Source organism: Xenorhabdus innexi (assembly GCF_002632485.1).
In the GTDB taxonomy this organism is placed as follows: domain Bacteria; phylum Pseudomonadota; class Gammaproteobacteria; order Enterobacterales; family Enterobacteriaceae; genus Xenorhabdus; species Xenorhabdus innexi.
This window is the reverse complement of the sequence record NZ_NIBU01000051.1, coordinates 1-24,820: the sequence shown is the minus strand read 5'-3', so window position 1 is coordinate 24,820 and position 24,820 is coordinate 1. Positions and strand designations below refer to the sequence as shown.

Below are 24,820 nucleotides of genomic sequence, written 5' to 3'. Positions count from 1 at the left end.
TGGAAAACGAGCTTGGGCTGAAAAGAATTTAGCTCAAATCTAAACTCACAGTGACACCCCAAAAATAGGTAACTGTCCGATCAAGTTTGAGTCAATACACATAAAATGGTGGTCACCTGCAAACTTGCCAGAAGTGAAAGGCGTAACAGGGTTAATTTCGAACAGCAAATTTTAGTCGATGGTGTTGTGTATGCTGATGCGACGTTTGTGGCAACCTGTTTGGTGGATGGGCGTCCGTCTGTCCCTGAAATTGTCATGAATGCTATTGAAGACTAACGCTATAAAGATAATCTCTATTTTGGCCTCTGTTTGATAAGAGGCCACTCAATTTATAATCCCGGTGCTTTCCATAATGAAGTTGTCAGGCCATTATCGACCAGATGCAATTGATCAGCATACACCGCCTGCCAGTCCTTTTTGGCTTTTTGATAAATATCCCAATGAGTTAAGTCTGGCTGATATTCCCGTTCCCATCGTACTAATCTTTCACCTGTTTCCGGCATAGAGTCATACAGTGAAACTCCAACGCCAGCGGCAATAGCACAACCCAGCGCCGTAGCTTCTTTAACGATAGGAACGCGTACCGGTAATCCGGTTACGTCGGAGAGGATTTGGCTCCAGAGTTTGCCTTTTGAACCTCCACCAGCAAAAACCAGTGAATCCGGCTGAACACCAGAGAATGTTGCAACGATATCCAGATTGCTGGCGGAGACGATAGCGGCGTTCTCTTCCAGTGCCCTGAATAAGGTTGCTTTGTTGCATTTTTCCGGGTCAATCGACAGGTTAAGGAAGGAAGGTGCAGCGTGATACCACGATTTAAAGCGCATCACATCGGAAAAAATTGGCATTACACCATATGCTCCGGCGGGAACTCGTGCAGCCATTTCTTCCAGCAGATTGTAAGCATCAATGCCTAGCCGTTCTGCCATCAGTTTTTCTTCGGCACAAAAAGCATCACGGAACCAGCGCATGGTAAGGCCAGTGAAGAAACTGATGGATTCTGCTTGTGCCATGCCGGGGATCACGTGAGGATTAATACGGATATTCATATTGGGGTCGGTCATCGGCTCCGGCAGGTTGACAACCTGCTGCCAGAATGTGCCGCCAAGCACAGCGGTCTGAGCGGGTCTGACAACACCAATACCAAGGCAACCGAGTTGAACATCTCCCCCTCCCATAATGACAGGAGTCCCGCTGTCCAGACCACATTCTGCCGCTGCTTTATTTGTTATGTATCCGAGTAATGTTCCTGTTTCTCTGACCGGAGAGAGAATATCGGAACGTAATCCGGCCATTTCCAGCAGGCTGGGACGCCAGTCACGGGTTTCTAAATCCAACATGCCGGTTGTACCTGCATTGGAAGGATCAACGGCCAGTTCACCACTCAACATATAGGCCAACCAATCACTAATCATCGTTAACGTACTGGCCTGCCGATAAATATCGGGGCGGTGGTGAGCAAGCCATAACAGACGGGGCATTGCTCCCAGCGCTAATGTCTGACCGGAATAGCGATAAACATCATATTCAAACGTATTGTTGTACAGCTCTTTTAGTTCACTGACTTCATGACTGGAGCGGGCATCAACGTTGGCACATGCCCAGATGGGATCTCCGTTACGATTGTAAAGAACGATCCCCTCCCGCATCGAACAGGCGGCAATGACCTGAATTGCACTGGCGGGGAGTCCGGCGTTTTGCAGGGCTTGCCGGATACACTGACAGGCCAGTTGCCAGTTCGTTTGCAGATCAAATTCCATTGAGCCCGCTACATCCGGTACAGGCTGATGAACCCATTCTGACTGCCCGACAGAGATTTGATTACCTTCCAGATCAAATATGACTGCCCGAATACTTCCTGTTCCTGCATCAAGCGCCATCAGATACTTCCCTGATGGATGAGTATGAGCGCATTGGTTCATGATGCTACCCTCGTTTGTCGTTATCTCATTAGCCTGCTGGTTGTTGATTAAGGACTACGATATGGCACTGGGAATTAATTATCTGGAATAAACTATTATAAATAAATTATTAACTGTAAGTTATTCATCGTTATTACTGAATATTACCAGATGCTTTTTCTTCATTTATACTTTAAATAATATAAATGCGTATTTTTTAATGAAGATCTAATTATTTACAAAATGTGATCGAAATTTTGTAAACACTTCATACTATGAATTAGAGTTCTATGAATTAGGGAGATGAACAACAGATTTGAAAATAAATGTTCAGATCAGGCATGAGTTCACATTAGACATAGATTTATATTAGACGTCGGTTCATATCAGACACAGTCAGACAATATCGGGTTCAGAGACGAAAAACCACAATAACATACTGTCATGAAAATACAGCAGTGAAAGCCATAAACACCGTGAGGTAGCATGATATTACAAGGTGATTTCCCCAATGATTCATTACAAAAGCGTTCATCACAGGGACATGCTGCCAATACTCTATCACTCAATACATCATCACTGCTGGCTGTTCGGGGGGTCGGTAAACAGTTTTCCGGTTTAGTCGTGTTGAAGCAGATTGATTTCACGCTGATGTCAGGGCAGGTTCATGCCTTATTGGGGGGAAATGGCGCAGGTAAATCAACACTGGTGAAGATCATTGCCGGTCAGGAGCAGCCGGATACCGGGATACTGATGCTGGAAGGAAGTCCCATTACTCACCTGACTCCGGCTAAAGCGCATCAATTGGGCATTTATCTGGTACCGCAAGAACCTTTGTTATTCGCCAACCTGTCTGTTCAGGAAAATATTCTGTTTCGCCTGCCCAAACATCTGGTCAGTAAGAGCCGGATGCAGCAATTACTGACTCAACTGAACTGTCGGTTAGACCTGAGCGCACCCGCAGGCAGTCTGGATGTGGCAGATCAGCAGATGGTGGAAATCATGCGTGGCCTGATGCGCAACTCCCGCATTCTGATCCTTGATGAACCGACCGCCTCTCTGACTCCCGCCGAAACAGAACGATTATTTGAGCGGATACGAGAGTTGCAGCAACAACAGGTCGGGATCATTTTTATTTCCCATAAATTACCTGAAATTCGTCAGATTGCTGATTATGTCAGTGTTATGCGGGATGGAATGATTGCTCTTAGTGGGGCCGTGACCGATTTTTCAACAGAGACAATCATTCAGGCAATTACACCAGCAGCAAAAGACGCTGGATTAACAGAGACGCAAAAACTATGGCTGGATGCCGGAAATTTCCTGCATGCGGGTGATCTCGCTGACCCTATGCTTGAAACCATTTCCCTGTGTGGCGAAGGTTTTCGTGATATCTCCCTGACATTGAAGGCAGGAGAAATTGTCGGTCTTGCGGGGGTTGTTGGTGCAGGACGAACAGAGCTGGCAGAAACGTTATATGGATTACGGCCGGTAGTGAGTGGTGAAATCCATTTGCGTCAGCAAGCCATTAACTCATTGAATACGGCAGCCCGGCTGCGACATGGTTTGGTTTATCTGCCAGAAGATCGGCAGGCATCGGGGTTGTTTCTTGATGCTTCCGTTAGCTGGAATGTCTGTTCACTGACCCATAACCAGAGTTCATTCTGGGCCAGTCCGGCCTATGATGCCGCTGTGCTTGAGCGTTATCGTCGGGCACTCAACATTAATTACAGCCATGCCAGCCAGCCGGTACGTACTTTATCCGGCGGGAATCAGCAGAAAGTTTTGATTGCTAAATGTCTGGAGGCGAAACCGGCTGTTTTGATTATTGATGAACCGACACGGGGTGTTGATGTTGGTGCGCGCACTGATATTTATCAGTTGATCCGCAGCATTGCCAGTCAGCAGGTGGCGGTTCTGCTTATCTCCTCTGATCTTGATGAAATTGTCCAACTGGCGGACAGAGTGCTGGTGATGCATCACGGAGAAATCTGTGGTCACCTTGATAAATCCAATATGAGTGTGGATGCCATTATGCATCTTTCATTTGGTGAGAGGGCGCTATGTTGAAATTTCTCCAGAGCTTTATTCAGAGCAATCGTGAAGCGACTGCATTGCTGGCTATTCTAGGTTTGTTCGCCCTGTTAAGAAGTCTGGAACACGATGTTTTCAGTTTCCAGACTGTCACTATGATTTTTGCGAATGCGCAGATCCTGATGTTGCTGACGCTGGGCGCTGCGTTGGTGATGCTCACCCGGAATATTGATGTTTCCGTTGGCTCGACAACCGGCTTATGTGCTGTCGTACTGGGAATGTCACTCAATGCAGGTTTTCCTCTGCCCATAGCCTGCCTGATAACACTCTTGGCGGGTATGGCGGCGGGTCTGATAAATGGTGTGCTGGTGGTAGGGCTGAAAATTCCGGCTATTGTCGCTACCTTAGGGACGCTGGGTTTATATCGTGGTCTGATGCTATTGCTGACGGGCGGGAAATGGATCGAAGGCTTGCCTGCTGATGTGAAAGAGCTTGCCAGACCGGCTTTGTTGGGTATCTCTTTCATTGGGTGGTTATTGATATTACTTGTTTTAGCAATGATGTGGATGCTGAAAGTAACGAGTTTTGGTCGTGGCTTCTATGCTACCGGAGACAATCTGCAAGGAGCGCGCCAGATTGGGGTGCCGGTTAACCGCATTCGCATCATTGCCTTTGCCACAAATGGTGTGATGGCGGCACTGGCTGGCATTGTATTTGTTGCCCAGATTGGTTTTATCCCGAATCAGACGGGAAGCGGGCTGGAAATGAAAGCGATAGCGGCCTGTGTTTTGGGAGGAATTAGTTTGCTGGGGGGCGTGGGAACCGTGATAGGCGCGATTTTTGGCGCTTATTTTCTGACTCAGATCGACAGTGTGTTGGTGTTACTCAGGCTGCCTGCGTGGTGGAACGATTTCATTGCAGGATTGGTGTTGCTGCTGGTATTGGTACTTGATGGCAGGTTGCGCAGCACTGTTGAAAAGAACTTACGCCAGCGACGTTATGCCAGTTTTGTTAAACCGATCGATGCGTCTGTCACCCATTCATCAGAATCAGGCAGGAGAACATCATGATAAGTGCGATTAAACGTCATGGCTGGGAAACCGCCCTCACTATTCTGTTGGTGATGGAAGTTCTGTTGTTTGGCATAGCAAATCCACGCATGCTGGATACTAATGTATTGTTGTTCAGTACCAGTGATTTTATCTGTATTGGCATTGTTGCTCTGCCACTAACAATGGTCATTGTCAGTGGCGGAATTGATATTTCGTTCGGGGCGGTTATCGGTTTATGTGCTATTGCTCTGGGGATAATGAATCAGGTCGGAATGCCGATGACAGCAGCACTTCCTTTGACTCTGATTGTGGGAATGGTATGCGGCCTGATTAACTACGGGCTGATTTTCTATACCGGCGTGAATCCTCTGGTTATTACCCTCGGAACCATGTACTTGTTTGGCGGGAGTGCGTTATTACTGTCAGGATTATCCGGCGCGACAGGTTATGAAGGCATTGGCGGTTTTCCGGCGGCATTTACTGATTTTGCCAACCTGACACTGCTGAGCCTGCCTGTCCCATTGGTTGTTTTTATTTTTTGCGTCATCGGATTCTGGTTGTTTATGCATCGTACTCACTGGGGGCGCAACGTTTTTCTGATTGGGCTGAATAGCCGCGTCGCTCGTTATGCGGCGCTTCCGGTCAATAAAACATTGTGCCTGTTGTACGTTCTGACGGGGTTATCTTCGGCTCTGGCTGCGATCATTCTGGTGTCCTATTTCGGTTCAGCCCGCTCAGATCTGGGCAGCTCTTTCCTTATGCCAGCCATCACTGCGGCAGTTTTAGGCGGAGCCAATATTTATGGTGGTTCAGGCTCGGTTATTGGCACAGCACTGGCTGTGTTGTTGGTGGGATATTTGCAGCAGGGATTGCAGATGATAGGCGTTCCGAACCAGATATCCAGCGCTTTATCCGGCGCTTTGCTGATTGTGGTGGTAGTCGGGCGTTCTGTTTCTCTGCATCGCCATCAAATTAAGGGGGGGTGGCAGCGTTGGCGAATATCAGCTTTTTGATGAGCTATTCCTGCATGATTTTTTAAATAGAAAACTGTTTCTGGACAACTGTTTCTGAATATAGAAAAGAGCGGAGACTGGCATGAAAAAACAGGCAATGAAAAAACTGGTTTTAGCGGGGGTATTAAGTCTGGCGTGTACCTCATTGGCACAGGCTGCGGAGAAAGTTGCGTTTATTCCGAAGCTGGTGGGAGTCGGGTTCTTTACCAGTGGTGGGCAGGGAGCAGTGGCTGCGGGTAAAGAACTGGCGATTGATGTCACTTACGATGGCCCGACTGAGCCGAGTGTGGCAGGGCAGGTACAGCTTATCAATAATTTTGTCAATCAGGGGTACAACGCGATTGTGGTATCGGCAGTATCGCCGGATGGTTTGTGTCCGGCTCTGAAGCGAGCCATGCAGCGGGGTGTAAAAGTATTGACCTGGGATTCAGACACCGCACCAGAATGCCGCTCCATCTATATCGATCAGGGAACACCAAAACAGTTAGGCGGGTTATTAGTGGAAATGGCCGCCAGTCAGGTGAAAAAAGATAAAGCGGAACAACAGGAAAAAACAAAGAAACAGGGAAAAACAAAAGTCGCGTTTTTCTATTCCAGCCCCACTGTGACCGATCAAAACCAGTGGGTGAAGGAAGCCAAAGCCAAAATAGCGGCAGAGCACCCTGACTGGGAAGTTGTGACAACCCAATTTGGTTATAACGATGCGGCCAAGTCTTTACAGACAGCGGAGGGCATTCTGAAAGCATGGGGTGATTTGGACGTGATTATTGCCCCTGATGCTAATGCGCTGCCAGCGGCGGCACAGGCTGCCGAAAACCTGAAACGCAAAGATGTGGCGATTGTCGGGTTCAGCACCCCGAATGTTATGCGTCCTTATGTCGAGAACGGCACAGTCAAACAGTTTGCCCTGTGGGATGTGGTTAAACAGGGCAAGATAGCGATTCATGTTGCCAATGAAATGCTGAAAAAAGGCAATCTGAATGTGGGAGATAAATTAGCGATTCCTGATATCGGGGCACTTGAGATTTCACCCAATAGCGTTCAGGGATACAACTTTGAAGCGAAGGGCAACGGCATTGTTGTGATGCCGGAGCGCGTGATTTTTACCAAAGAAAACATCAACCAATACGATTTCTGATTCATGTTTTGCAGAGTCGGCGCACAGCCTGACTCTGCTATTTTCTGGAGAGAAAAATGGCAGATTTAGATGATATTAAAGACGGTAAAGATTTTGGCATTAATACACCGCAAAAGAATACGCTGTTTGAACTAAAAGGCTGTGGTGCACTGGATTGGGGAATGCAGTCGCGTTTAGCGCGAATTTTCAATCCGGCCACCAATAAAACAGTGATGCTGGCGTTTGATCACGGCTATTTTCAGGGGCCAACGACCGGGCTTGAGCGTATCGACATCAATATTGCTCCTCTGTTTGCGCATACCGATGTGTTGATGTGTACGCGCGGTATTTTACGCAGTCAGGTTCCGCCCGCCACAAATAAACCGGTGGTTCTGCGTGCATCCGGCGCAAATTCTATGCTGACCGAGCTTTCTAATGAGGCGGTTGCGGTTGCAATGGAAGATGCGCTCCGGCTGAATGTCTGTGCTGTGGCGGCACAGGTCTACATTGGTTCCGAGTATGAACATCAATCCATTAAGAACATTATCAAGCTGGTGGATCAGGGAACACGCTATGGAATGCCGACAATGGCAGTAACAGGCGTTGGTAAGGATATGGCGCGTGATCAGCGCTATTTCTCGCTGGCAACCCGGATTGCGGCGGAAATGGGCGCGAATATCATCAAAACCTATTATGTTGATAGCGGTTTTGAGCGGATTGCTGCCGGTTGTCCGGTGCCGATTGTGATTGCCGGAGGTAAGAAGCTGCCAGAGCTGGAGGCGTTAACCATGTGCTATCAGGCAATTGATCAGGGCGCATCCGGTGTTGATATGGGGCGCAACATCTTCCAGTCAGAAGCACCGATAGCCATGCTGAAAGCGGTTCAGGCGGTAGTGCATCATAATGAAAAGCCAGCTCAGGCTTATGAATTATTCCTGAGTGAAAAAGCGAAGGGAGAATGATATGCACGTTACATTAGTTGAGATTAATGTCAAAGCTGACAAAATCGACGAATTTATCGAAGTTTTTCGTGATAATCATCTTGGCTCAGTGAGAGAGCCGGGCAATTTACGGTTTGACGTATTGCAGGATGAAAATATTCCGACCCGTTTTTATATTTATGAAGCCTACACTGATGAGGCCGCAGTTGCCGCTCATAAAACAACGCCGCATTATCTGCGCTGTGTTGAAAAACTGGAAGCCCTGATGAGTGAACCACGGAAAAAGACCGCATTTATTGGTTTGATGCCAGAAGGGAAATAAATCAGTGAGAATAACGCCCTTGATATTATCGTCAGGGCGTTTGTTTTGTATATCTTTTACTGGATCAATTAAGCCAGTTATTTGTAATTATATTCAGCAAAAATTTTGCGTTAAATATGGAAATTGTTTTTAATATTTTCGGCAAGCATTCCCGGATCGCCGATGCCTCTAATATCTTTCACTAATGGAAGGCCGAGTTTATCTGCCAACTCATCAAGATTGATATAATTTTCAAAAGACTGTTCGAATTCCACTTGGTTTAGCTCAATTTCAGCAGGTTGTTCGAATTCCAGTTGCATGATCTGGTTCCATAATTTTCCTGCAAACCAAGAGCAGTTTGTTACAGGCGTGTATGCCCCATTCTGCATATCTTCAGAAGTCATTTTCATCATTTTTGACAACTGGTTACTTTCATCGATTAATTCAGGAATAAATGTCTGCTCAATAAATTCAGGAGTGATGGATTTGTTATTAATCTTCACACAATGCTGCATGTGAAATTTTCTCTCTGGCGAATCATTAGTGCTGCTATGTTCTGAGTTTTTTACAAATCCATAACCCGGATGAAAAGCATATGATGTATTATCTCCCTCTTCTGCGCTATTGAAATAAATAACCCATGCATGACCAAAACCACCACTGCCAAAGGCAATACCCAATATTTTTAGAGCTCCTTTAATGATTGCTTCTTTCTCATTATCATCCAGATTCCAGGGAAAGTTTTTGGCGATCGCCATAATAGCCATCGCTGCTGTTATCATTGGTTTGATATTCGTACGTTCAGGTGTTCGGTTAGTTCGAATACATATTTGTGGATAGCCAACGCTTTCATCTCCGACTGGCTGATATTTATCTGTACTTAACATAATTATTCCTTTTGCTGTATATTTGATATAAGTGGTTATCTTTTTCAAAGATGAAAGATACTGGTGAATATAAAATCAATCCGGTTGATTTTATATTTTGGGGTTTTTAATTGATTATCCCTTTTGTTATTTATGTAATTCCTTTTTATTTGCTGAGGTTTTTTATTTTAAAAAATAGAGGTGCGCTATAATGCCTCCGAAGTCGATAATATTGCCGTTTTTATTTTTCATAATAAAATGACTGCCACTGTGTGATACGTATTACAATTGGCTGGAAAATATTTTAATTAAATGTAACTGAATAAAATTGAAGTTATTTTTTGTATGAAATTATTTTTTCATGAAATTATATGGGAGGGAAATTAGGGTTGCGAATAGCGATGAATAACCTCTTTAATATAAATTGCAGAGGCTATAAATCGGAGAGAATTAACGTACGGAACTTGGCGGAGCTGATAAAAATTTCTTCACAATAAACTCCGCTACCTGTTCCGGTTGGTTAATATTAAGTTGCGGCAGTGAAGTTGCCAGCGGAATATCGCTGGCGATAGCAATCACATAGGGATCAAGCAGTTCTTCAAAGGCGTGATTTAAGCCATTCCGGTACAGGGCGATTTTGGGAATAGCTTCGTCCTTGAAACCCTCAACCAGAATCAAATCCAATGACGCCGCATCAAACCGGCTGACAAGATAGCGCAGATCCAACTCCGGGAGTTCTGGTGTTTCTGTCATTAATGCCCAGCGTTGTTGGCTGGCAACCAGAGTTTGTGCCGCGCCCGCTTTTCTTAATTCATAGCTGTCTTTGCCCGGCTTATCGACATCCATATTATGGTGAGTGTGTTTAATTAACCCCACACGGATTTGTTGCTGGCGTAACAGAGGAATAACCTGCTTGAGTAGGGTTGTTTTACCCGTTCCACTGTAAGCTGTGATCCCCAGTAATGGCAGGTTATCCGATATATTACTTCGGCTCATGCGGACTCCCGAAAGCATCCCCAGTGCTGGCATTGCCAGTTTTGGCACTCCTCTGGTGTATTCAGGTTGGTGAAGAATTCTGGCTGTGGAATATAGACGGCTTTTGCTTTAATCATCTGCATGAAGAACATCAGCTTTCTGTCCCCTAATGCAAGATAGCTTTCCAGTCTGGGTATCAGGCTGCGGTGCATCAGAGCAAGTGTCGGATGAGCGCGTTCACAGTCGTGTACATACGCTGCCCATGCATGTTGCTTATAACGCCAGAGTTTTTCTACCAGATCATCGGGGAAATCAGGTACATCACAAGGTACGAATACTACCCACTCATGAATGGCTTTCTTTAATACCGCCAGCATTCCGGCTAATGGCCCGGAAAAATCAGTGATGATATCTGGAATAATAGGGTAACCACTCTGTTGATACACTGCCTGATTACGGTTGGCATTAATCAGCAGTTCATGAACCTGTGGCTGCAATTTTGCAGCTATGTGTTGGTATAGTGGTGCTCCACTGAATTGCAGTAATCCCTTATCATTTCCGCCCATACGGGTAGACAGCCCTCCGGCCAGAATCGCACCACTGATTTTTGGATACGTCATGTTAAATCACCTGATATTTTCAACCGATATATTTTATCTTTGGTTATGTAACCCTTGTAAATCAATATGTAACAGTACTTATAAGAACAAATGAGTATAACCTTTACGCGTGTTGACAGCCCAATTTTTTCTCCCAATCATATCTCTTTGTTGTCAGAATGGTTGTGGAAGCAGGTTGTACACTCAAGGTATGATTAACGACTGATTAAAGAGAACTGTGTTGTGGCAGAGACAATGGCTTTTAATTTTCAAAATATTACGCCGGACTTGATAATGGACGCGCTGGCGCAGTCTGGTCTGCGTGTTGATTCGGGTTTAATTGAGCTGAACAGCTATGAAAACCGGGTCTATCAGTTTATGGATGAAGACCGCAAACGTTATGTCGTGAAATTCTATCGTCCTCAGCGCTGGAATTGGCAACAAATTCAGGAAGAGCATGAATTTACGCTGGCTTTGCAGCAGGCCGATTTACCGGTTGCTGCGCCGCTGGTTTTTGACGGGAAGACGGTACTGGAGCATGATGGGTTCTTTTTTGCCGTTTTCCCCAGCGTAGGTGGTCGCCAGTATGAAGCGGATAATATCGATCAGTTGGAAGATGTTGGGCGCTTATTGGGAAGAATACATCAGATAGGCTACCAGAAAACATTTTCTGCCCGTCCGACCATCAGCCTCAACGAATATTTGTACCAACCCTACCAATATTTGACAGAGTGCAACCTTATACCGGATGCACATAAGGCGGCTTTCTTTGCTTCGCTGGACGAACTGAATAAAGTTGTGGAGTCACAGTGGAATGTTGACTGGCAGGGATTACGGCTGCATGGTGACTGCCATGCTGGTAATATCTTGTGGCGCGATGAGGCATGGTTCGTTGATCTTGATGATGCCCGCAATGGTCCGGCGATTCAGGATTTATGGATGTTACTGAATGGTTCACGGCAGGAACAGTTGATTCAACTGGATATTCTGCTTGAATCATATAATCAGTTTGCCGAGTTAGACCTGAAAACACTGGCTCTGATAGAACCATTGCGCGCGATGCGGATGGTCTATTATCTGGCATGGGTTGCTCGTCGTTGGCAGGATCCGGCTTTTCCCAAAGCGTTTCCATGGATGGCTGACAGTGACTTCTGGCATAGACAGATAAGTCTTTTTGCTGAACAAATCCGGCTGTTACAGGAACCGCCCTTACAGCTAACCCCGATGTATTAATTTTTCTGGAGAACACGATGAAAAAATTTTGGTTCGCATTGGTGGGAGTGTTTATGGCATTTAATGCCAGCGCTTCTGATTTTTCTGAAGGTAAGCAGTATGTTGAACTTAAAAAAGCAGTTGCTGATCAACCTCAGGTTATCGAGTTTTTCTCTTTTTACTGCCCACACTGTTACCAGTTTGAAAATATCTTTCATGTTCCCAGTACGATAGCAAAAAACCTTCCGCAAGGTGTCACTCATGAGCGTTATCACGTAGACTTTCTTGGGCCTTTGGGGAAAGACCTGACAGATGCTTGGGCTGTTGCTATTGTTATGAAAGTTCAGGATAAAGTGTTACCTGTTTTATTTGATGGTATCCAGAAAACTCAGACTATCAATACGCCAGCGGATATCCGTAATGCGTTTATTAAAGCCGGTATTTCGGGTGAAGATTATGATGCGGCACTGAATAGTTTCATTGTGAAATCGGTGGCATCTAAAGAGCGTCAGGCGGCACAAGATTTTCAGTTACAGGGTGTTCCGGCCACTTTTGTTCTTGGCAAATACATGATTAATAACGGTGGAATTGAAACTAAATCAGTTCAGGACTATGCTAAAAAATTCTCTGATGTTGTGAATTATTTGGTCACCAAAAAATAAGTAATAAAAGATGAAAAATTTAGCAATTTCGTCGTAAACCCTCGCCCGATGAGGGCGGGGATATAAGTTTCAGCATGTACTCAATGGATTTCAAGATATGTTTCGGCCAATAAAGAGATAACTTGGAAGACGGGGAGTAAAAATCATACAGGCATTGTGTCAGTCAATCACAAGGCTGGCACAGTGTTTGTTCAACACAAGGCTTGCTAAAATTACCCTTTCATAACATAAACTCCGGTTATATCCACAAGTCAGTGATTTGTAAGCAATTGCAATATTTTCGTGATATTTGACGTAATTCATTGATTTTTACCCTCAGTTATCCGTTTTTGACATGGATAAACATAAATCTGTTTTATGTGCCAATTTTTTGTACACAAAGTTATCCACAATTCATTTATCAGAAAATTTATTAAAAAGCGGATCTCAGAACGAGAAAATGATCGCAAAATTCGTCTATGACAGCACAGTGTGGCATTCTATTCTTTATTCATACTCCAGAACGACGAAGACAATTTTATGGTACAGATAGCAGATAATCCCCTGATTTTGGTTGATGGTTCCTCATACCTTTATCGCGCATACCATGCTTTCCCCCCTCTGACAAACAGTGCAGGCGAACCGACAGGCGCCATGTATGGTGTACTGAATATGCTGCGCAGTTTAATCATGCAGTACAGGCCCAGCCATGTCGCGGTTGTGTTTGATGCCAAGGGCAAAACATTCCGTGATGAATTATTTGCTGAATATAAATCTCATCGCCCGCCGATGCCGGATGACTTGCGTGAGCAGATTGAGCCTCTGCATAAAATGGTCAGAGCGATGGGGCTGCCGGTTCTGGTTGTGCCGGGCGTTGAAGCGGATGATGTTATTGGCACGCTGGCTTTACAGGCAGAAAAGGAAGGCCGAGCAGTCCTGATCAGTACTGGTGATAAAGATATGGCCCAACTGGTAACGCCTAATATCACGCTGATCAACACCATGAACAACACGGTCTTAGGGCCGGAAGAGGTCACTGAGAAATACGGTATTCCCCCAGAACTTATTATCGACTTCCTCGCACTGATGGGGGACTCTTCCGATAATATTCCGGGTGTACCGGGTGTGGGTGAGAAAACGGCGCTGGGATTATTGCAGGGGCTTGGCGGGTTGAATGATATCTATGCCAGACTTGATGAGATTGCTACACTCAGCGTCCGCGGTGCAAAAACGCTGGGTGGCAAAATGGAACAGCATAAAGAGGTGGCTTTTCTCTCTTATCAACTGGCAACCATTAAAACGGATGTTGAACTGGAACAAACATGTCTGGAGCTGGCAGTCGCAGCACCTGATAACGATGAATTACTGACGCAGTTCAGCCGCTACGAATTTAAACGCTGGCTGAATGATGTACAAAATGGCAGTTGGCTGGAAAGCCGTTCGGCAGAAAAGGGCGGACAAAAACCAGCGACAGGCACTACACAAAAATCTGCAGCTCCCGTAACACCAGCCGCTGTTAATATTTCTCCAGAACACTATCAGACTATCCTTGATCGGAAATCCCTTGATGAATGGATTGAAAAGCTAAAACAGGCTCCGGCATTCTCTTTCGATACTGAAACCGATGGGCTGGATACTCTGACCGCTAATCTGGTGGGAATGTCGTTTGCCGTTCTAAAGCAGGTAGATGCTGTAGAAAATCAGGCAGATGGGGAACCGGATGTTGAGGCTGCCTATCTGCCGTTGGGGCATGATTATCTGGATGCGCCACAGCAACTTGATCGGCATGAAGTGCTTGAAGCCCTGAAACCGCTGTTGGAAGATACAAACCTGCCTAAAATTGGTCAGAACCTGAAATTTGATCGGGGAGTTCTCGAACGTTATGGCGTGGCGCTGAATGGTATTGTTTTCGATACGATGCTGGAATCATACGTTCTGAATAGTGTTGCAGGGCGACATGATATGGATAGCCTTGCAGAGCGTCATTTAGGCTATAAAACCACCACGTTTGAAGAGATTGCCGGAAAGGGCAAAAAGCAGCTAACCTTCAACCAGATCCCACTGGAAGAAGCGGCTAAATATGCTGCGGAAGATGCAGATATTACCCTGCGTCTGCATCAGGCGATGTACCCGCAGGTAGAGTCTGTTCCGACACTGAAAAAAGTTTTCCAGCACATTGAAATGCCGCTGGTTCCGGTACTCTCCCGTATGGAAAGAACCGGTGTTCTGATTGATGCCAATACGCTGGCAGTGCATTCAAAGGAAATTACGGCACGTTTGCTTGAGCTGGAAAAAGCGGCTTATGGACTGGCCGGAGAAGAGTTCAATCTGGCTTCACCCAAACAATTACAGGTTATCCTGTTTGAAAAAATGGGTCTGCCTGTTCTGAAAAAAACACCGAACGGCGCACCATCTACCAATGAAGAAGTACTGGAAGAACTGGCAGAAGATCATGAGCTGCCAAGAGTGATTCTGGAACACCGGGGTCTGGCAAAACTGAAGTCGACCTATACTGACAAGCTGCCACAGATGGTCAGCCCAGTGACGCAGCGCGTTCACACTTCTTATCATCAGGCCGTGACAGCGACCGGGCGCCTTTCTTCCCGTGATCCTAATCTGCAAAATATTCCTGTCCGTAATGAAGAAGGGCGACGCATTCGTCAGGCATTCATTGCACCAGAGGGGTATCGTATTCTGGCTGCGGACTATTCGCAGATTGAGTTACGGATTATGGCTCATTTATCACAGGACAAGGGCTTGTTAGAAGCTTTTGCACAGGGGAAAGATATTCACCGTGCGACTGCCGCAGAAGTCTTTGGCGTGCGATTGGAGCAGGTGACTGGGGAGCAGCGTCGCAGTGCAAAAGCGATCAACTTTGGGTTGATCTATGGCATGAGTGCGTTTGGTCTGTCCCGTCAGTTGGGTATTCCGCGTGGAGAAGCCCAGCGTTATATGGATCTCTATTTTGAGCGCTATCCGGGCGTACTGGAATATATGGAGCGTACCCGTCAGCAGGCTGCTGAGCATGGATTTGTTGAAACGCTGGAAGGGCGTCGCCTGTATCTGCCGGATATCACATCACGCAATGGTATGCGCCGGAAAGCCTCCGAACGTGAAGCCATCAATGCCCCGATGCAGGGAACTGCGGCGGATATTATCAAGCTGGCCATGATTGCAGTCGATGACTGGATCGTCAGTGAACAGCCAAATGTGCGTATGATCATGCAGGTTCACGATGAACTGGTGTTTGAGGTACATGAATCAGAGCTGGTATCCGCAGAGCAGAAAATCAGAGAGTTGATGGAGAAAAGTATGCAGCTCGATGTTCCTCTGAAAGTAGATGTTGGATCGGGTGAAAACTGGGATCAGGCTCACTGATTTTTCTTGAATAATTTTTATGTAAATACCGTCTGTTTAATGAACTAAAAATAACCCCGTTATGTCGTGAAGGGGCATGATACAAGAATTTTGGTTAGGTTTTAGATTAGATCTGGATCTCACAAATATGTAATTAAACTACAAAAAAAATGGTGTAATCTCTGTGTTTGATCACATAATTGGGGCTAAATCGAGGTATTTTATGAAAATTAATTACAAAAAAATCTTTTGCTGATAAAAAAAATAGGGTAAAGTTGTCGGCGTAGGGTACAGAGGTAAGATGTTCTATCTTTCAGACCTTTTACTTCACGTAATCGGATTTAGCTGAATATTAGCTGCCCCAGTCATTCTTTTTTGACTGGGGCGTTTTTTTATATATTCCTTTCACCTTCCGAAAAGGTGGGAGTTACTCCACCTCAGAAGTGATCTCAACAGCAGGCTGGTTGAACCAGATATCAAGTTTCTGTTCGAGTTTATCGATACCGATTTTTTTCAGGGCAGAGAAATACTCGATCTGAATATTACCTTCCAGAGATGCCAGCTCCTGACGTACTTTGCTTAACTGACTTTTACGTGCCCCTGATGCCAGTTTATCGGCTTTGGTGAGCAGAACCATGACTGGTACTTGCATCACAACGGCCCACTCGATCATCTGCATATCCAGATCTTTCAGCGGATGGCGGATATCCATCAACACGACCAGCCCTTGCAGACACTCACGTTTCTGGAGGTATTCACCTAATGCTCTCTGCCATTTGAGTTTCATCTCTTCTGGCACCTGTGCATAGCCATAACCCGGCAGATCAACAAGGCGTATGCCTTCTTCTACCTGAAACAAATTAATTAACTGGGTACGACCGGGGGTCTTACTGGTACGAGCCAGACTCTTTTGTCGAGTCAGTGCATTCAGGGCACTGGATTTACCTGCATTTGACCGACCTGCAAAAGCGACTTCAATGCCCGTCTCTGGAGGAAGGTGGCGAATATCTGGCGCACTCGTGACAAAGTGGGTCATGTGATAGTTATAGTTTTTGATGGTCAAAATGGTTATCTCCCTGCGGAATACACGAAAAACAGCGCGGTGATTATACCGAGAGCCACAGCTTGTGGACAGGTATAAGTGTTTTTTCTGCCAAGCCCGGAAATGGCGGTTTTTTGTGCCTGTATTTATTATATAAATTCAGCATGTATATTTTATGTCGTAGAAAGTGACATTAATAAATTATTACTACAAGGCTTTCATCCGTTTTTCTACCCGAAAATAAGTGAATATGTTCCGTTATATTATTTTTATATCAGGGTTTAGATGTGGAATGATGGCTAAAAATAGGTGTTATTCTCAATATAAATATTTTTTAAGGCATGAGAATATAGCACTGATTTGAATAGAGATACCCAATAACCTTGAATAAAATCAGAATTCCCTCGTAAAAGTTGGTAAATCTTTGCCACTTAGCGTAATGGGGAATTACACTTAATGAGTTTTATTGATTGTTATGAGTTTTGTTATTGACCTCGAGAATAAAGGAACCATCAATGTTTAAACGTATTTTTGTGTCGCTTATGACAGCATGTGCTATTAGCGTGATGGCTGCCCCAGCACTGGCTGCCGAAACTTATGTAAAGCTGGTGACATCAGCGGGTGAAATAGAACTTGAGCTGAATGGTGATAAAGCACCTATCACCACAAAAAACTTCATTGAGTATGCGAATGAGGGGTTTTATAACAACACTATTTTCCACCGCGTCATCCCCGGTTTTATGGTTCAGGGAGGTGGCTTTACAAAGGATATGCAGCAAAAATCGACCAAAGCGCCTATCAAAAATGAAGCGGATAATGGGTTGCGTAACCAGCGTGGAACGATTGCGATGGCACGTACCGCAGATAAGGACAGTGCAACCAGCCAGTTTTTTATCAATGTGACTGATAATGCCTTCCTTGATCATGGTCAGCGTGATTTTGGTTATGCGGTTTTTGGTAAAGTAGTAAAAGGTATGGATGTGGTTGATAAGATTTCTCAGGTCAAAACAGAAAATGTTGGTCCTTACCAGAATGTTCCGGTTAAACCCGTTATGATCCTCTCTGCTAAGGTTATTTCTCAGAATCCTGTTGTTTCTCAGTAATAATAATGAGAAAACTGCGTTTTTTCCCTGCAAGCTAGAGCATGGGGGCGGTATTTGCCTGTTATTACACTTTTCTCAAGTGTCAGGCCTTTAAAATACTGTCTCCATCTCCACTCCTTCCATCATTTCTGTCATCAGAACATTACGATAAGCGCACTCCGCTGGTGCCTGAAGCTATTTTAAAGTAGCTTATGTGGTATGATGAGTGCCCTGCTATCGTTGACGTTGATTTACCTGATTTTACCGTAATACATAACGCACACTGTCCAATAGGGCAAAGCAATATATAAAACTATAAAAATCAGTAGGATGTGATCCTATGCTATTAATAATAGATAACTACGACTCTTTTACATTCAATTTATATCAATACTTTTGTGAGTTAGGGACGCGTGTTTTAGTTAAACGTAATGATGAGCTACAGCTTGAAGATATCGAAAAGCTGGCACCGACTCATTTGGTGATCTCACCGGGGCCCTGTACACCGGATGAAGCCGGGATCTCACTGGAGGTTATCTCACATTTTGCCGGGAAATTGCCGATTCTGGGAGTGTGTCTCGGCCATCAGGCGATCGGGCAGGCTTTTGGTGCGAGTGTTGTTAAAGCCCGTGAAGTCATGCATGGTAAAACCAGCTTAATTCACCATAATCAGCAGGGCGTATTCAAAGGATTGAACCGGCCGCTGACAGTCACCCGTTACCACTCTTTGGTTGTCGCGGCGGAAACATTACCGGCCTCTTTTGAAGTTACTGCATGGAGCCAGCATGATGGTAATGTTGATGAAATAATGGGAATACGCCACCGTACTCTTCCTCTGGAAGGTGTTCAGTTTCATCCGGAAAGCATCCTGAGTGAACAAGGGCATGACTTACTGAATAACTTCCTGAAATACTAGCGAAAACTATTTAATTCCTCTTTCGGCTATTTTTCACAGCTTTTTTGTGTAATACCCATAATCAGGTTATGGCGCTCAGTTTATTTACGCGTCAGTGGGGTTCATTTCTTGGCAGGGGGATGAAGAGCAGAATGATGAAAAACAAAAAGCCAGTGCATGATAGGTTGCACTGGCCTAATTTAAGCGCGACTTCAGGAACTAACGTGTTCCATAAACGACAATAGTTTTGCCATGTGCAGAAATCAGGCTTTGATCTTCGAGCATTTTCAGAATGCGGCCGACTGTTTCGCGGGAGCAGCCGACAATCTGCCCGATTTCCTGACGCGTAATTTTGATTTGCATACCGTCAGGATGAGTCATTGCATCAGGCTGTTTAGCCAGATTAAGCAACGTTTGGGCAATACGGCCTGTAACGTCCAAAAATGCAAGATTGCCTACTTTTTCTGACGTTGTTTGCAAGCGGCTTGCCATTTGAGCAGATAAACGCATTAAAATATCAGGATTAACCTGAATTAACTGGCGAAATTTCTTATAGGAAATTTCAGCAACTTCACAGGCGCTTTTAGCTCGCACCCATGCTGTACGCTCTTGCCCTTCTTCAAACAATCCAAGTTCACCAATGAAATCCCCCTGATTTAAATAAGAGAGGATCATCTCTTTACCTTCTTCATCTTTTATTAGAACAGCAACTGAACCTTTAACAATGTAGTAAAGCGTTTCTGCCTTCTCACCTTGATGAATAAGCGTGCTCTTGGATGGATATTTGTGAATATGGCAGTGTGACAAAAACCATTCAAGAGTAGGGTCTGTTTGTGGCTTGCCGAGAACCATTCGCTTTATCCTCTGTTGTTATTTCCGCCTTTATGGTTTGAGAAACTGATTATTTCTCATCAGGCTGGCTTTATAAAGTCAATAGATTAACATATTAACTTGCTGAAAAACTGACAAGTAAGAATTTTATATGAGTATCTCAGGATGCCAACTGTCGGTGCATCACTCCGAGGCCATAAAACCCGCCTGTTTTACATGTAACTCTGTTTGTAACACAGGAAAAGATTTATGTCTCCTCCTGTATCGCTTCAGCATGTAAAACCAGTTAATAAATTACCACAATTCTATTTGAAAAGTCTGATTTACTACATTTTCATTTATAAATGGGTGAATAATTGAAGCTTTATTACAGGTAACATTATTTTTTGTTACCTGCATTATCGATAATTAAATTAGTCGGCAGTATTCAGGAGATTTTTTTGCCTTCAAGTAATTGCTGAACGAGTGGCGCCATAATTAACTCCATTGCCAGCCCCAGTTTTCCACCCGGAACAACGATAGTATTTATACTGGAAATAAATGAACCCTGAAGCATCGCCAGTAAATAAGGGAAATCGATTTGAGTCAGACCACGGAAACGAATGACGATAAAGCTTTCGTCTAAAGAAGGAATGGCTTTGGCAGAGAATGGGTTAGAGGTATCTACAGTAGGAACGCGCTGGAAGTTGATGTGAGTGCGGGAAAATTGAGGTGTAATATAGCGGATATAATCATCCATTGAGCGTACCACAGAGTCCATCACCGCTTCCCTTGAATGCCCGCGTTCGCTGGTATCACGAATGAGTTTCTGTATCCATTCAAGGTTGACGATGGGAACAACACCAACCAGCAGGTCTACGACACTGGCAACATTATGCTGTGGTGTGACAACACCGCCGTGCAATCCTTCATAAAAGAGTATATCGGTGTTTGAGGGGAGCGCTTCCCAGGGCGTAAACGTTCCCGGCACCTGATTATAAGGAACAGCTTCATCATAAGTATGCAGGTATTTTCGCCAGCGGCCGGTGCCTGTTTCTCCATAGTCAGAAAATGCTTTTTCCAGCATCTGGAAATCATTCGCTTCCGGGCCGAAATAGCTGATATGCCGCCCTTGTTCTTTTGCTTTGCGTATTTCTGCATCCATTTCAGGGCGGGTATAACGGTGAAAGCTATCCCCTTCGATAAGTGCAGCGGTGATGCCCAGTTGTTGGAAAATCTTGCGGAATGCCACACTGGTGGTTGTCGTTCCGGCTCCACTGGAACCGGTTATGGCAATGACAGGGTGTTTGGCAGACATAAGAACAGACTCCTTATCAATAAAAAAACAGTTGGGATGATCTTTCTCGTAATCAGCAATTTTGAGTCAATAAAAACAAGCAGAAGTTGAATGAAATGTTATTGAGCCGGAAATGGTATCAAAATACCTCGCTTAAGGGCGAAAAAGCTCTCTGGGCATGATATTGACAGTTTCGTGTAATTCAGACCAGACCAGAATAACTTCGCCCCGCTCAAGCTGACGTTTTACATCCTGCACTTTTTGCTCCAGCGTCTTTTCAGATTCACCATAATCAGTGCCTTCCCGTAAGACAAAACTTTCGATTAAATTACGCAAAGTATCAGGTTCTACTTGTTGCCACGGGATAAGCATGATGTTTCTCCATATCACATTAATACCCTTCGTTTTTTAAGCTGATTCTGGGTATTTTTTATCTCGGTTTTCGGAATTAACTAACCTTGTGTGTTAAATAACATACTGCTATTTTCCTTGAAAGAAAATGACAATATAAGGGATAACGCAACTCATGACCGCCGGCCTACTCTTTTCACTCAGTACATTTATGTTTATTTCCGCGATTACACCCGGCCCGAATAATATGTTAATAACAACGGCGGGGGCGAATTTTGGATTCCGGCGCTCGTTAACATTGTTACTGGGTATTATACTGGGAATGCAGACTATTTTGTTATTGTCTGCCTGTGGTGTTGCTGCATTATTGTTGGTCTATCCGGCTGTACACACGGGTTTGAAAGTGCTCGGTAGCCTGTATTTACTCTGGCTGGCCTGGAAAACGGTAACATCACGATATAAGCAATTGAACACGAAATCCCTTGGTACGCCTCTTAAAGGCTATCAGGGTTGGTTATTGCAGTTTCTGAACCCTAAAGCGTGGATGATGGGGTTAGGATCGATCAGCAGTTACAGCTTAGCCGGAGATTTATATATCCACTCTATTCTGGTCATCAGTGTGGTGATGCTACTCAGTAATATATCTACCGGCATAATATGGCTGCATTTAGGTGTCATGATTGGCCGCCTGTTAAAAAACCGTACAGCATGGTTTATTTTCAATATCGTAATGGGGCTTTTAACCGCAGCCTGTGTGCCATTGATCTGGGTTAACTGAATCAGCTCAAATCAATATTTTTGCTGCCAAAGAAGAAGGTCAGTACAAAGCCGCTGATATAGGCAACAATCAGGCCTGCTCCGTATACTGCCATGCCGGTGAAAACGCCTGTCAGGGAGGTCATCAATGGCAAGGCGACTATACCGGAGGGGCCGAAAACGGTATTCAGGCCGACAGGAACACCTAACCATGCAATCAGCCCGACAAAAAAACCTCCGATTGCGCCGCCAAAACAGGCGGTTACGAAAGGTTTAATGCGGGGTAACGTCACGCCGTAGATTAACGGTTCACCAACGCCCAGAAAGCCCGGAATAATGGCACCTTTAATTTGAGTACGCAGCAATGAATCCTTCTTGGCTCTTGCATATAACGCAAGAGCTGAACCAACCTGTCCGGCTCCGGCCATCGCCAGCACCGGAAACAGGGAGTTAAAACCCTGAGTCTCCACCAGTGCAAAATAAACGGGTATAAAGCCCTGATGTACACCAAACATTACCGCTATCAGGAACAACCCTGCTAAAACAGCCGTTCCGAACGGATTACCATTCAGATTGGTGAAAAGCCATGACATTGCGGTAAACAGATAACTGCCTATTGGCATAATGACGATAAAAGTAATGGCTCCCATAATTAGCAGTGTTATTGCGGAAGTCAGGATCATATCCAGATCAGCCGGAATGATTTTGCGTATCTGCTTCTCAACCCAGGCCCCCAGAATACAGGCAATCAACACGCCGATAATATTTCCGCGCGGGTCGATAGCGAAGCCAAAGAAATTGTTGATACCGGAATAAAAACCGCTGCTGGCATCGGGGTTATAACCCAGAATAAACAGCGCAGCGATAATAGCGCCATTAATACCTGAACCGCCGAATGCCTTTTGTGCATTGTAACCAATCAAAATGCTGAAGAAAGTGAACATCCCTTTACTGAAAATCTTCATATAGCCAATCATTTCAACCAATACAGCATCAGACTGTTGAACAGTTGGAGTGATAGTATGGGGAATAAAAATTTGCTCCAGTAGAGTCGCAAGGCCCAGTAACAGACCAACAGCGATAAAACCGGGGATAAGAGGGGTGAAAATAGTGGCAAATTTAGCAAGGAACTTATGGATTGAGCTGGTTTGCTTTTCTTTCAGATGTTTTTTATTGGAAGAGGCGATGTCTTTCAGAACTGCTGAATGAGGTTCTGTAGCGGGATGCCCGGCAGAACTTAACAACTCATTCAGCATATCTGCTGCTGCCTGCGCTTTACCGGGACCAAGAACAATCTGGAGCTGCTCGTGACTTTCAATCACACCCAAAACGCCGGGGATCTGTTTCAGCTCTGCTTTATCGACCAGTGAATCGTCATGCAGCGTTAACCTCAGGCGGGTCATACAATTGCCGCTCTGTATGACATTGGTTGCCCCACCAATAGCGTGAAGTATTTCAGTCAGCATATCCGGATTAATCTTAGCCATTTAGCACCCTTACCATCTATACCCGTACAGGGAAAAGGTAATAACTATCGGGTAGTTGAAATCGCTGGCCGGATGAACCCCTGATGTTCAGTTAATAACATCCGGGCTTCTTCGGCACTGATCCCCGACAGAATCATCACGATTGCAGTTTTACAGTGACCGTTACAGGCACTCAGGGCTTGTTCTGCCGCCTCTCTGCTGCATTCGGTAGCTGCCATAACAATATTTTTTTGTCGCTCGATTAACTTAGCATTAGTGGCTTCCACATCCACCATCAAATTACCGTATACCTTACCTGTGCGGATCATGGCACCCGTTGTGATCATATTCAGCACCAGCTTTTGTGCTGTACCTGCTTTCATACGGGAAGAGCCTGTGACAACTTCCGGCCCGACAACCGGAGTGACTGCGATATCAGCCAGCCGGGTCATAGGGCTATCTGGATTACAACAGATACAGGCAACAGTCGCACCTATTGATGTGGCATATTCCATCGCACCTAACACATAAGGAGTCCGGCCACTGGCGGCGATTCCGACCAGCACATCTTTTTCACTAAAGTGTAGCTCCTTAAGATCATCTGCGCCTAACTGCCGATTATCTTCCGCATTTTCGACCGCTTTCAGAATAGCCTTATGTCCGCCAGCGATTAACCCGACAACCTGCTCCGGTTTAGTGCCATAAGTTGGCGGGCATTCACTGGCATCCAGAATCCCTAACCGCCCCGATGTACCTGCTCCACAGTAGATCAATCTCCCGCCCCGACGAAAAGCCTCAGCCACTTTATCAACGACAAGAGCGACTTGAGGTAACGTCTGTTCAACAGCAAGAGCCACTTTTTTATCTTCATCGTTGATCACACGCAGCATATCGAGAATTGATAACTCATCAATATGAGTACTGGCAGGATTGCGGCTTTCAGTTACCAGATTGTTCAGGTTTATTTTCATAGTTTGTTCCAGCGATATGCGGTGGGGAAATTATCAATTATTCATAGACAGGATCTTAAGCAATAACCGTTTATTTTTAGATAGAAAAAAGGCTTCATTTATGATCTGATAATCGTCGCCAAACAATAAATCAAAACCACG

Annotated in this window: 23 protein-coding genes and 1 pseudogene; 14 read left to right on the top strand and 10 right to left on the bottom strand. The window is 45.0% G+C overall.

The features are described from left to right. Nucleotides 1–102 precede the first annotated feature (102 nt). Nucleotides 103–276: pseudogene (locus tag Xinn_RS16015) on the top strand (acyl-CoA thioesterase); the annotation flags it as partial. 53 nt (nucleotides 277–329) lie between these two features. Here Xinn_RS16015 and lsrK read toward each other — a convergent pair. Continuing rightward, entirely contained in the window at nucleotides 330–1,922 is a 1,593-nt protein-coding gene (lsrK, locus tag Xinn_RS16010; protein ID WP_086954636.1) for an autoinducer-2 kinase, read from the bottom strand. A gap of 558 nt (nucleotides 1,923–2,480) precedes the next feature. Between lsrK and lsrA the strand changes: the two genes are divergently transcribed. The 6 genes from lsrA (at nucleotide 2,481) to lsrG (ending at nucleotide 8,380) form a co-directional block, all read left to right on the top strand. Further along, a complete protein-coding gene (gene lsrA, locus Xinn_RS16005; protein ID WP_422646000.1) occupies nucleotides 2,481–3,971 on the top strand; it encodes an autoinducer 2 ABC transporter ATP-binding protein LsrA in 1,491 nt (496 codons plus the stop codon). Then, entirely contained in the window at nucleotides 3,965–5,005 is a 1,041-nt protein-coding gene (gene lsrC / locus Xinn_RS16000) for an autoinducer 2 ABC transporter permease LsrC (RefSeq protein ID WP_086954634.1), read from the top strand. The genes lsrA and lsrC overlap by 7 nt, the downstream gene beginning before the upstream one ends. Beyond that, nucleotides 5,002–6,000 (top strand): autoinducer 2 ABC transporter permease LsrD, encoded by a 999-nt coding sequence (lsrD, locus tag Xinn_RS15995; protein WP_280176148.1) that lies wholly within the window; start codon nucleotides 5,002–5,004, stop codon nucleotides 5,998–6,000. The genes lsrC and lsrD overlap by 4 nt, the downstream gene beginning before the upstream one ends. An 82-nt stretch (nucleotides 6,001–6,082) precedes the next feature. Further along, nucleotides 6,083–7,138, top strand: a complete 1,056-nt coding sequence (gene lsrB / locus Xinn_RS15990; protein ID WP_086954633.1) for an autoinducer 2 ABC transporter substrate-binding protein LsrB — start codon at nucleotides 6,083–6,085, stop codon at nucleotides 7,136–7,138. A gap of 56 nt (nucleotides 7,139–7,194) precedes the next feature. Next, nucleotides 7,195–8,079, top strand: a complete 885-nt coding sequence (lsrF, locus tag Xinn_RS15985) for a 3-hydroxy-5-phosphonooxypentane-2,4-dione thiolase (protein ID WP_086954632.1) — start codon at nucleotides 7,195–7,197, stop codon at nucleotides 8,077–8,079. 1 nt (nucleotide 8,080) lies between these two features. Further along, nucleotides 8,081–8,380: a (4S)-4-hydroxy-5-phosphonooxypentane-2,3-dione isomerase gene (gene lsrG / locus Xinn_RS15980; RefSeq protein ID WP_086954631.1), complete on the top strand. Its 300-nt coding sequence runs from the start codon at nucleotides 8,081–8,083 to the stop codon at nucleotides 8,378–8,380. Nucleotides 8,381–8,490: 110 nt separating this feature from the next. Here the strand turns inward: lsrG and Xinn_RS15975 are convergent, their stop codons facing one another. From Xinn_RS15975 to mobA, 3 genes are all read right to left on the bottom strand, one after another. Then, on the bottom strand, nucleotides 8,491–9,246 hold the full coding sequence (locus Xinn_RS15975) for a hypothetical protein (RefSeq protein ID WP_086954630.1): 756 nt from the start codon (nucleotides 9,244–9,246) through the stop codon (nucleotides 8,491–8,493). Nucleotides 9,247–9,675: 429 nt separating this feature from the next. After that, on the bottom strand, nucleotides 9,676–10,221 hold the full coding sequence (mobB, locus tag Xinn_RS15970) for a molybdopterin-guanine dinucleotide biosynthesis protein MobB (RefSeq protein ID WP_086954629.1): 546 nt from the start codon (nucleotides 10,219–10,221) through the stop codon (nucleotides 9,676–9,678). Continuing rightward, complete coding sequence (gene mobA / locus Xinn_RS15965) at nucleotides 10,218–10,820, bottom strand: molybdenum cofactor guanylyltransferase MobA (protein WP_086954628.1); 603 nt, start codon at nucleotides 10,818–10,820, stop codon at nucleotides 10,218–10,220. The genes mobB and mobA overlap by 4 nt, the downstream gene beginning before the upstream one ends. A gap of 234 nt (nucleotides 10,821–11,054) precedes the next feature. Here mobA and Xinn_RS15960 point away from each other — a divergent pair, with 234 nt between their 5' ends. The 4 genes from Xinn_RS15960 to spfP all read left to right on the top strand — a co-directional run bounded on the left by Xinn_RS15960 (nucleotide 11,055) and on the right by spfP (nucleotide 16,358). Next, nucleotides 11,055–12,032, top strand: a complete 978-nt coding sequence (locus Xinn_RS15960; RefSeq protein ID WP_086954627.1) for a serine/threonine protein kinase — start codon at nucleotides 11,055–11,057, stop codon at nucleotides 12,030–12,032. Between the two features lie 17 nt (nucleotides 12,033–12,049). After that, a complete protein-coding gene (dsbA, locus tag Xinn_RS15955; RefSeq protein WP_086954626.1) occupies nucleotides 12,050–12,673 on the top strand; it encodes a thiol:disulfide interchange protein DsbA in 624 nt (207 codons plus the stop codon). Nucleotides 12,674–13,192: 519 nt separating this feature from the next. Then, on the top strand, nucleotides 13,193–16,030 hold the full coding sequence (gene polA, locus Xinn_RS15950; protein ID WP_086954625.1) for a DNA polymerase I: 2,838 nt from the start codon (nucleotides 13,193–13,195) through the stop codon (nucleotides 16,028–16,030). A 280-nt stretch (nucleotides 16,031–16,310) separates the two neighbouring features. Further along, nucleotides 16,311–16,358 carry a small protein SpfP gene (spfP, locus tag Xinn_RS23720; protein ID WP_438361642.1) on the top strand — a complete coding sequence of 16 codons (48 nt, stop codon included), beginning with the start codon at nucleotides 16,311–16,313 and terminating at the stop codon, nucleotides 16,356–16,358. A 78-nt stretch (nucleotides 16,359–16,436) separates the two neighbouring features. On the opposite strand, the gene yihA is transcribed toward spfP, so the two are convergent. Beyond that, nucleotides 16,437–17,072: a ribosome biogenesis GTP-binding protein YihA/YsxC gene (gene yihA, locus Xinn_RS15945; protein ID WP_086954624.1), complete on the bottom strand. Its 636-nt coding sequence runs from the start codon at nucleotides 17,070–17,072 to the stop codon at nucleotides 16,437–16,439. A 494-nt stretch (nucleotides 17,073–17,566) separates the two neighbouring features. On the opposite strand from yihA, the gene ppiA reads away from it, so the two are divergent. Then, complete coding sequence (gene ppiA / locus Xinn_RS15940; RefSeq protein WP_086954623.1) at nucleotides 17,567–18,154, top strand: peptidylprolyl isomerase A; 588 nt, start codon at nucleotides 17,567–17,569, stop codon at nucleotides 18,152–18,154. A 319-nt stretch (nucleotides 18,155–18,473) separates the two neighbouring features. Further along, entirely contained in the window at nucleotides 18,474–19,049 is a 576-nt protein-coding gene (locus Xinn_RS15935; RefSeq protein WP_086954622.1) for an aminodeoxychorismate synthase component II, read from the top strand. A gap of 198 nt (nucleotides 19,050–19,247) precedes the next feature. Here the strand turns inward: Xinn_RS15935 and crp are convergent, their stop codons facing one another. From crp to Xinn_RS15920, 3 genes are all read right to left on the bottom strand, one after another. Further along, the gene (gene crp, locus Xinn_RS15930) at nucleotides 19,248–19,880 is read right to left on the bottom strand and encodes a cAMP-activated global transcriptional regulator CRP (RefSeq protein WP_086954621.1); all 633 of its coding nucleotides are present in this window, start codon (nucleotides 19,878–19,880) and stop codon (nucleotides 19,248–19,250) included. A gap of 406 nt (nucleotides 19,881–20,286) precedes the next feature. Beyond that, nucleotides 20,287–21,156, bottom strand: coding sequence for a phosphoribulokinase (locus tag Xinn_RS15925; RefSeq protein ID WP_086954620.1), 870 nt, complete (start codon nucleotides 21,154–21,156; stop codon nucleotides 20,287–20,289). 132 nt (nucleotides 21,157–21,288) lie between these two features. After that, entirely contained in the window at nucleotides 21,289–21,507 is a 219-nt protein-coding gene (locus Xinn_RS15920; RefSeq protein WP_086954619.1) for a YheU family protein, read from the bottom strand. 154 nt (nucleotides 21,508–21,661) lie between these two features. Between Xinn_RS15920 and Xinn_RS15915 the strand changes: the two genes are divergently transcribed. Further along, a complete protein-coding gene (locus Xinn_RS15915) occupies nucleotides 21,662–22,264 on the top strand; it encodes a LysE family translocator (RefSeq protein WP_086954618.1) in 603 nt (200 codons plus the stop codon). A gap of 1 nt (nucleotide 22,265) precedes the next feature. On the opposite strand, the gene murP is transcribed toward Xinn_RS15915, so the two are convergent. Both murP and murQ read right to left on the bottom strand, forming a co-directional pair. After that, nucleotides 22,266–23,729: a PTS N-acetylmuramic acid transporter subunit IIBC gene (gene murP, locus Xinn_RS15910; protein WP_086954617.1), complete on the bottom strand. Its 1,464-nt coding sequence runs from the start codon at nucleotides 23,727–23,729 to the stop codon at nucleotides 22,266–22,268. Nucleotides 23,730–23,773: 44 nt separating this feature from the next. Continuing rightward, on the bottom strand, nucleotides 23,774–24,679 hold the full coding sequence (gene murQ / locus Xinn_RS15905; RefSeq protein WP_086954616.1) for an N-acetylmuramic acid 6-phosphate etherase: 906 nt from the start codon (nucleotides 24,677–24,679) through the stop codon (nucleotides 23,774–23,776). Nucleotides 24,680–24,820: the final 141 nt, after the last annotated feature.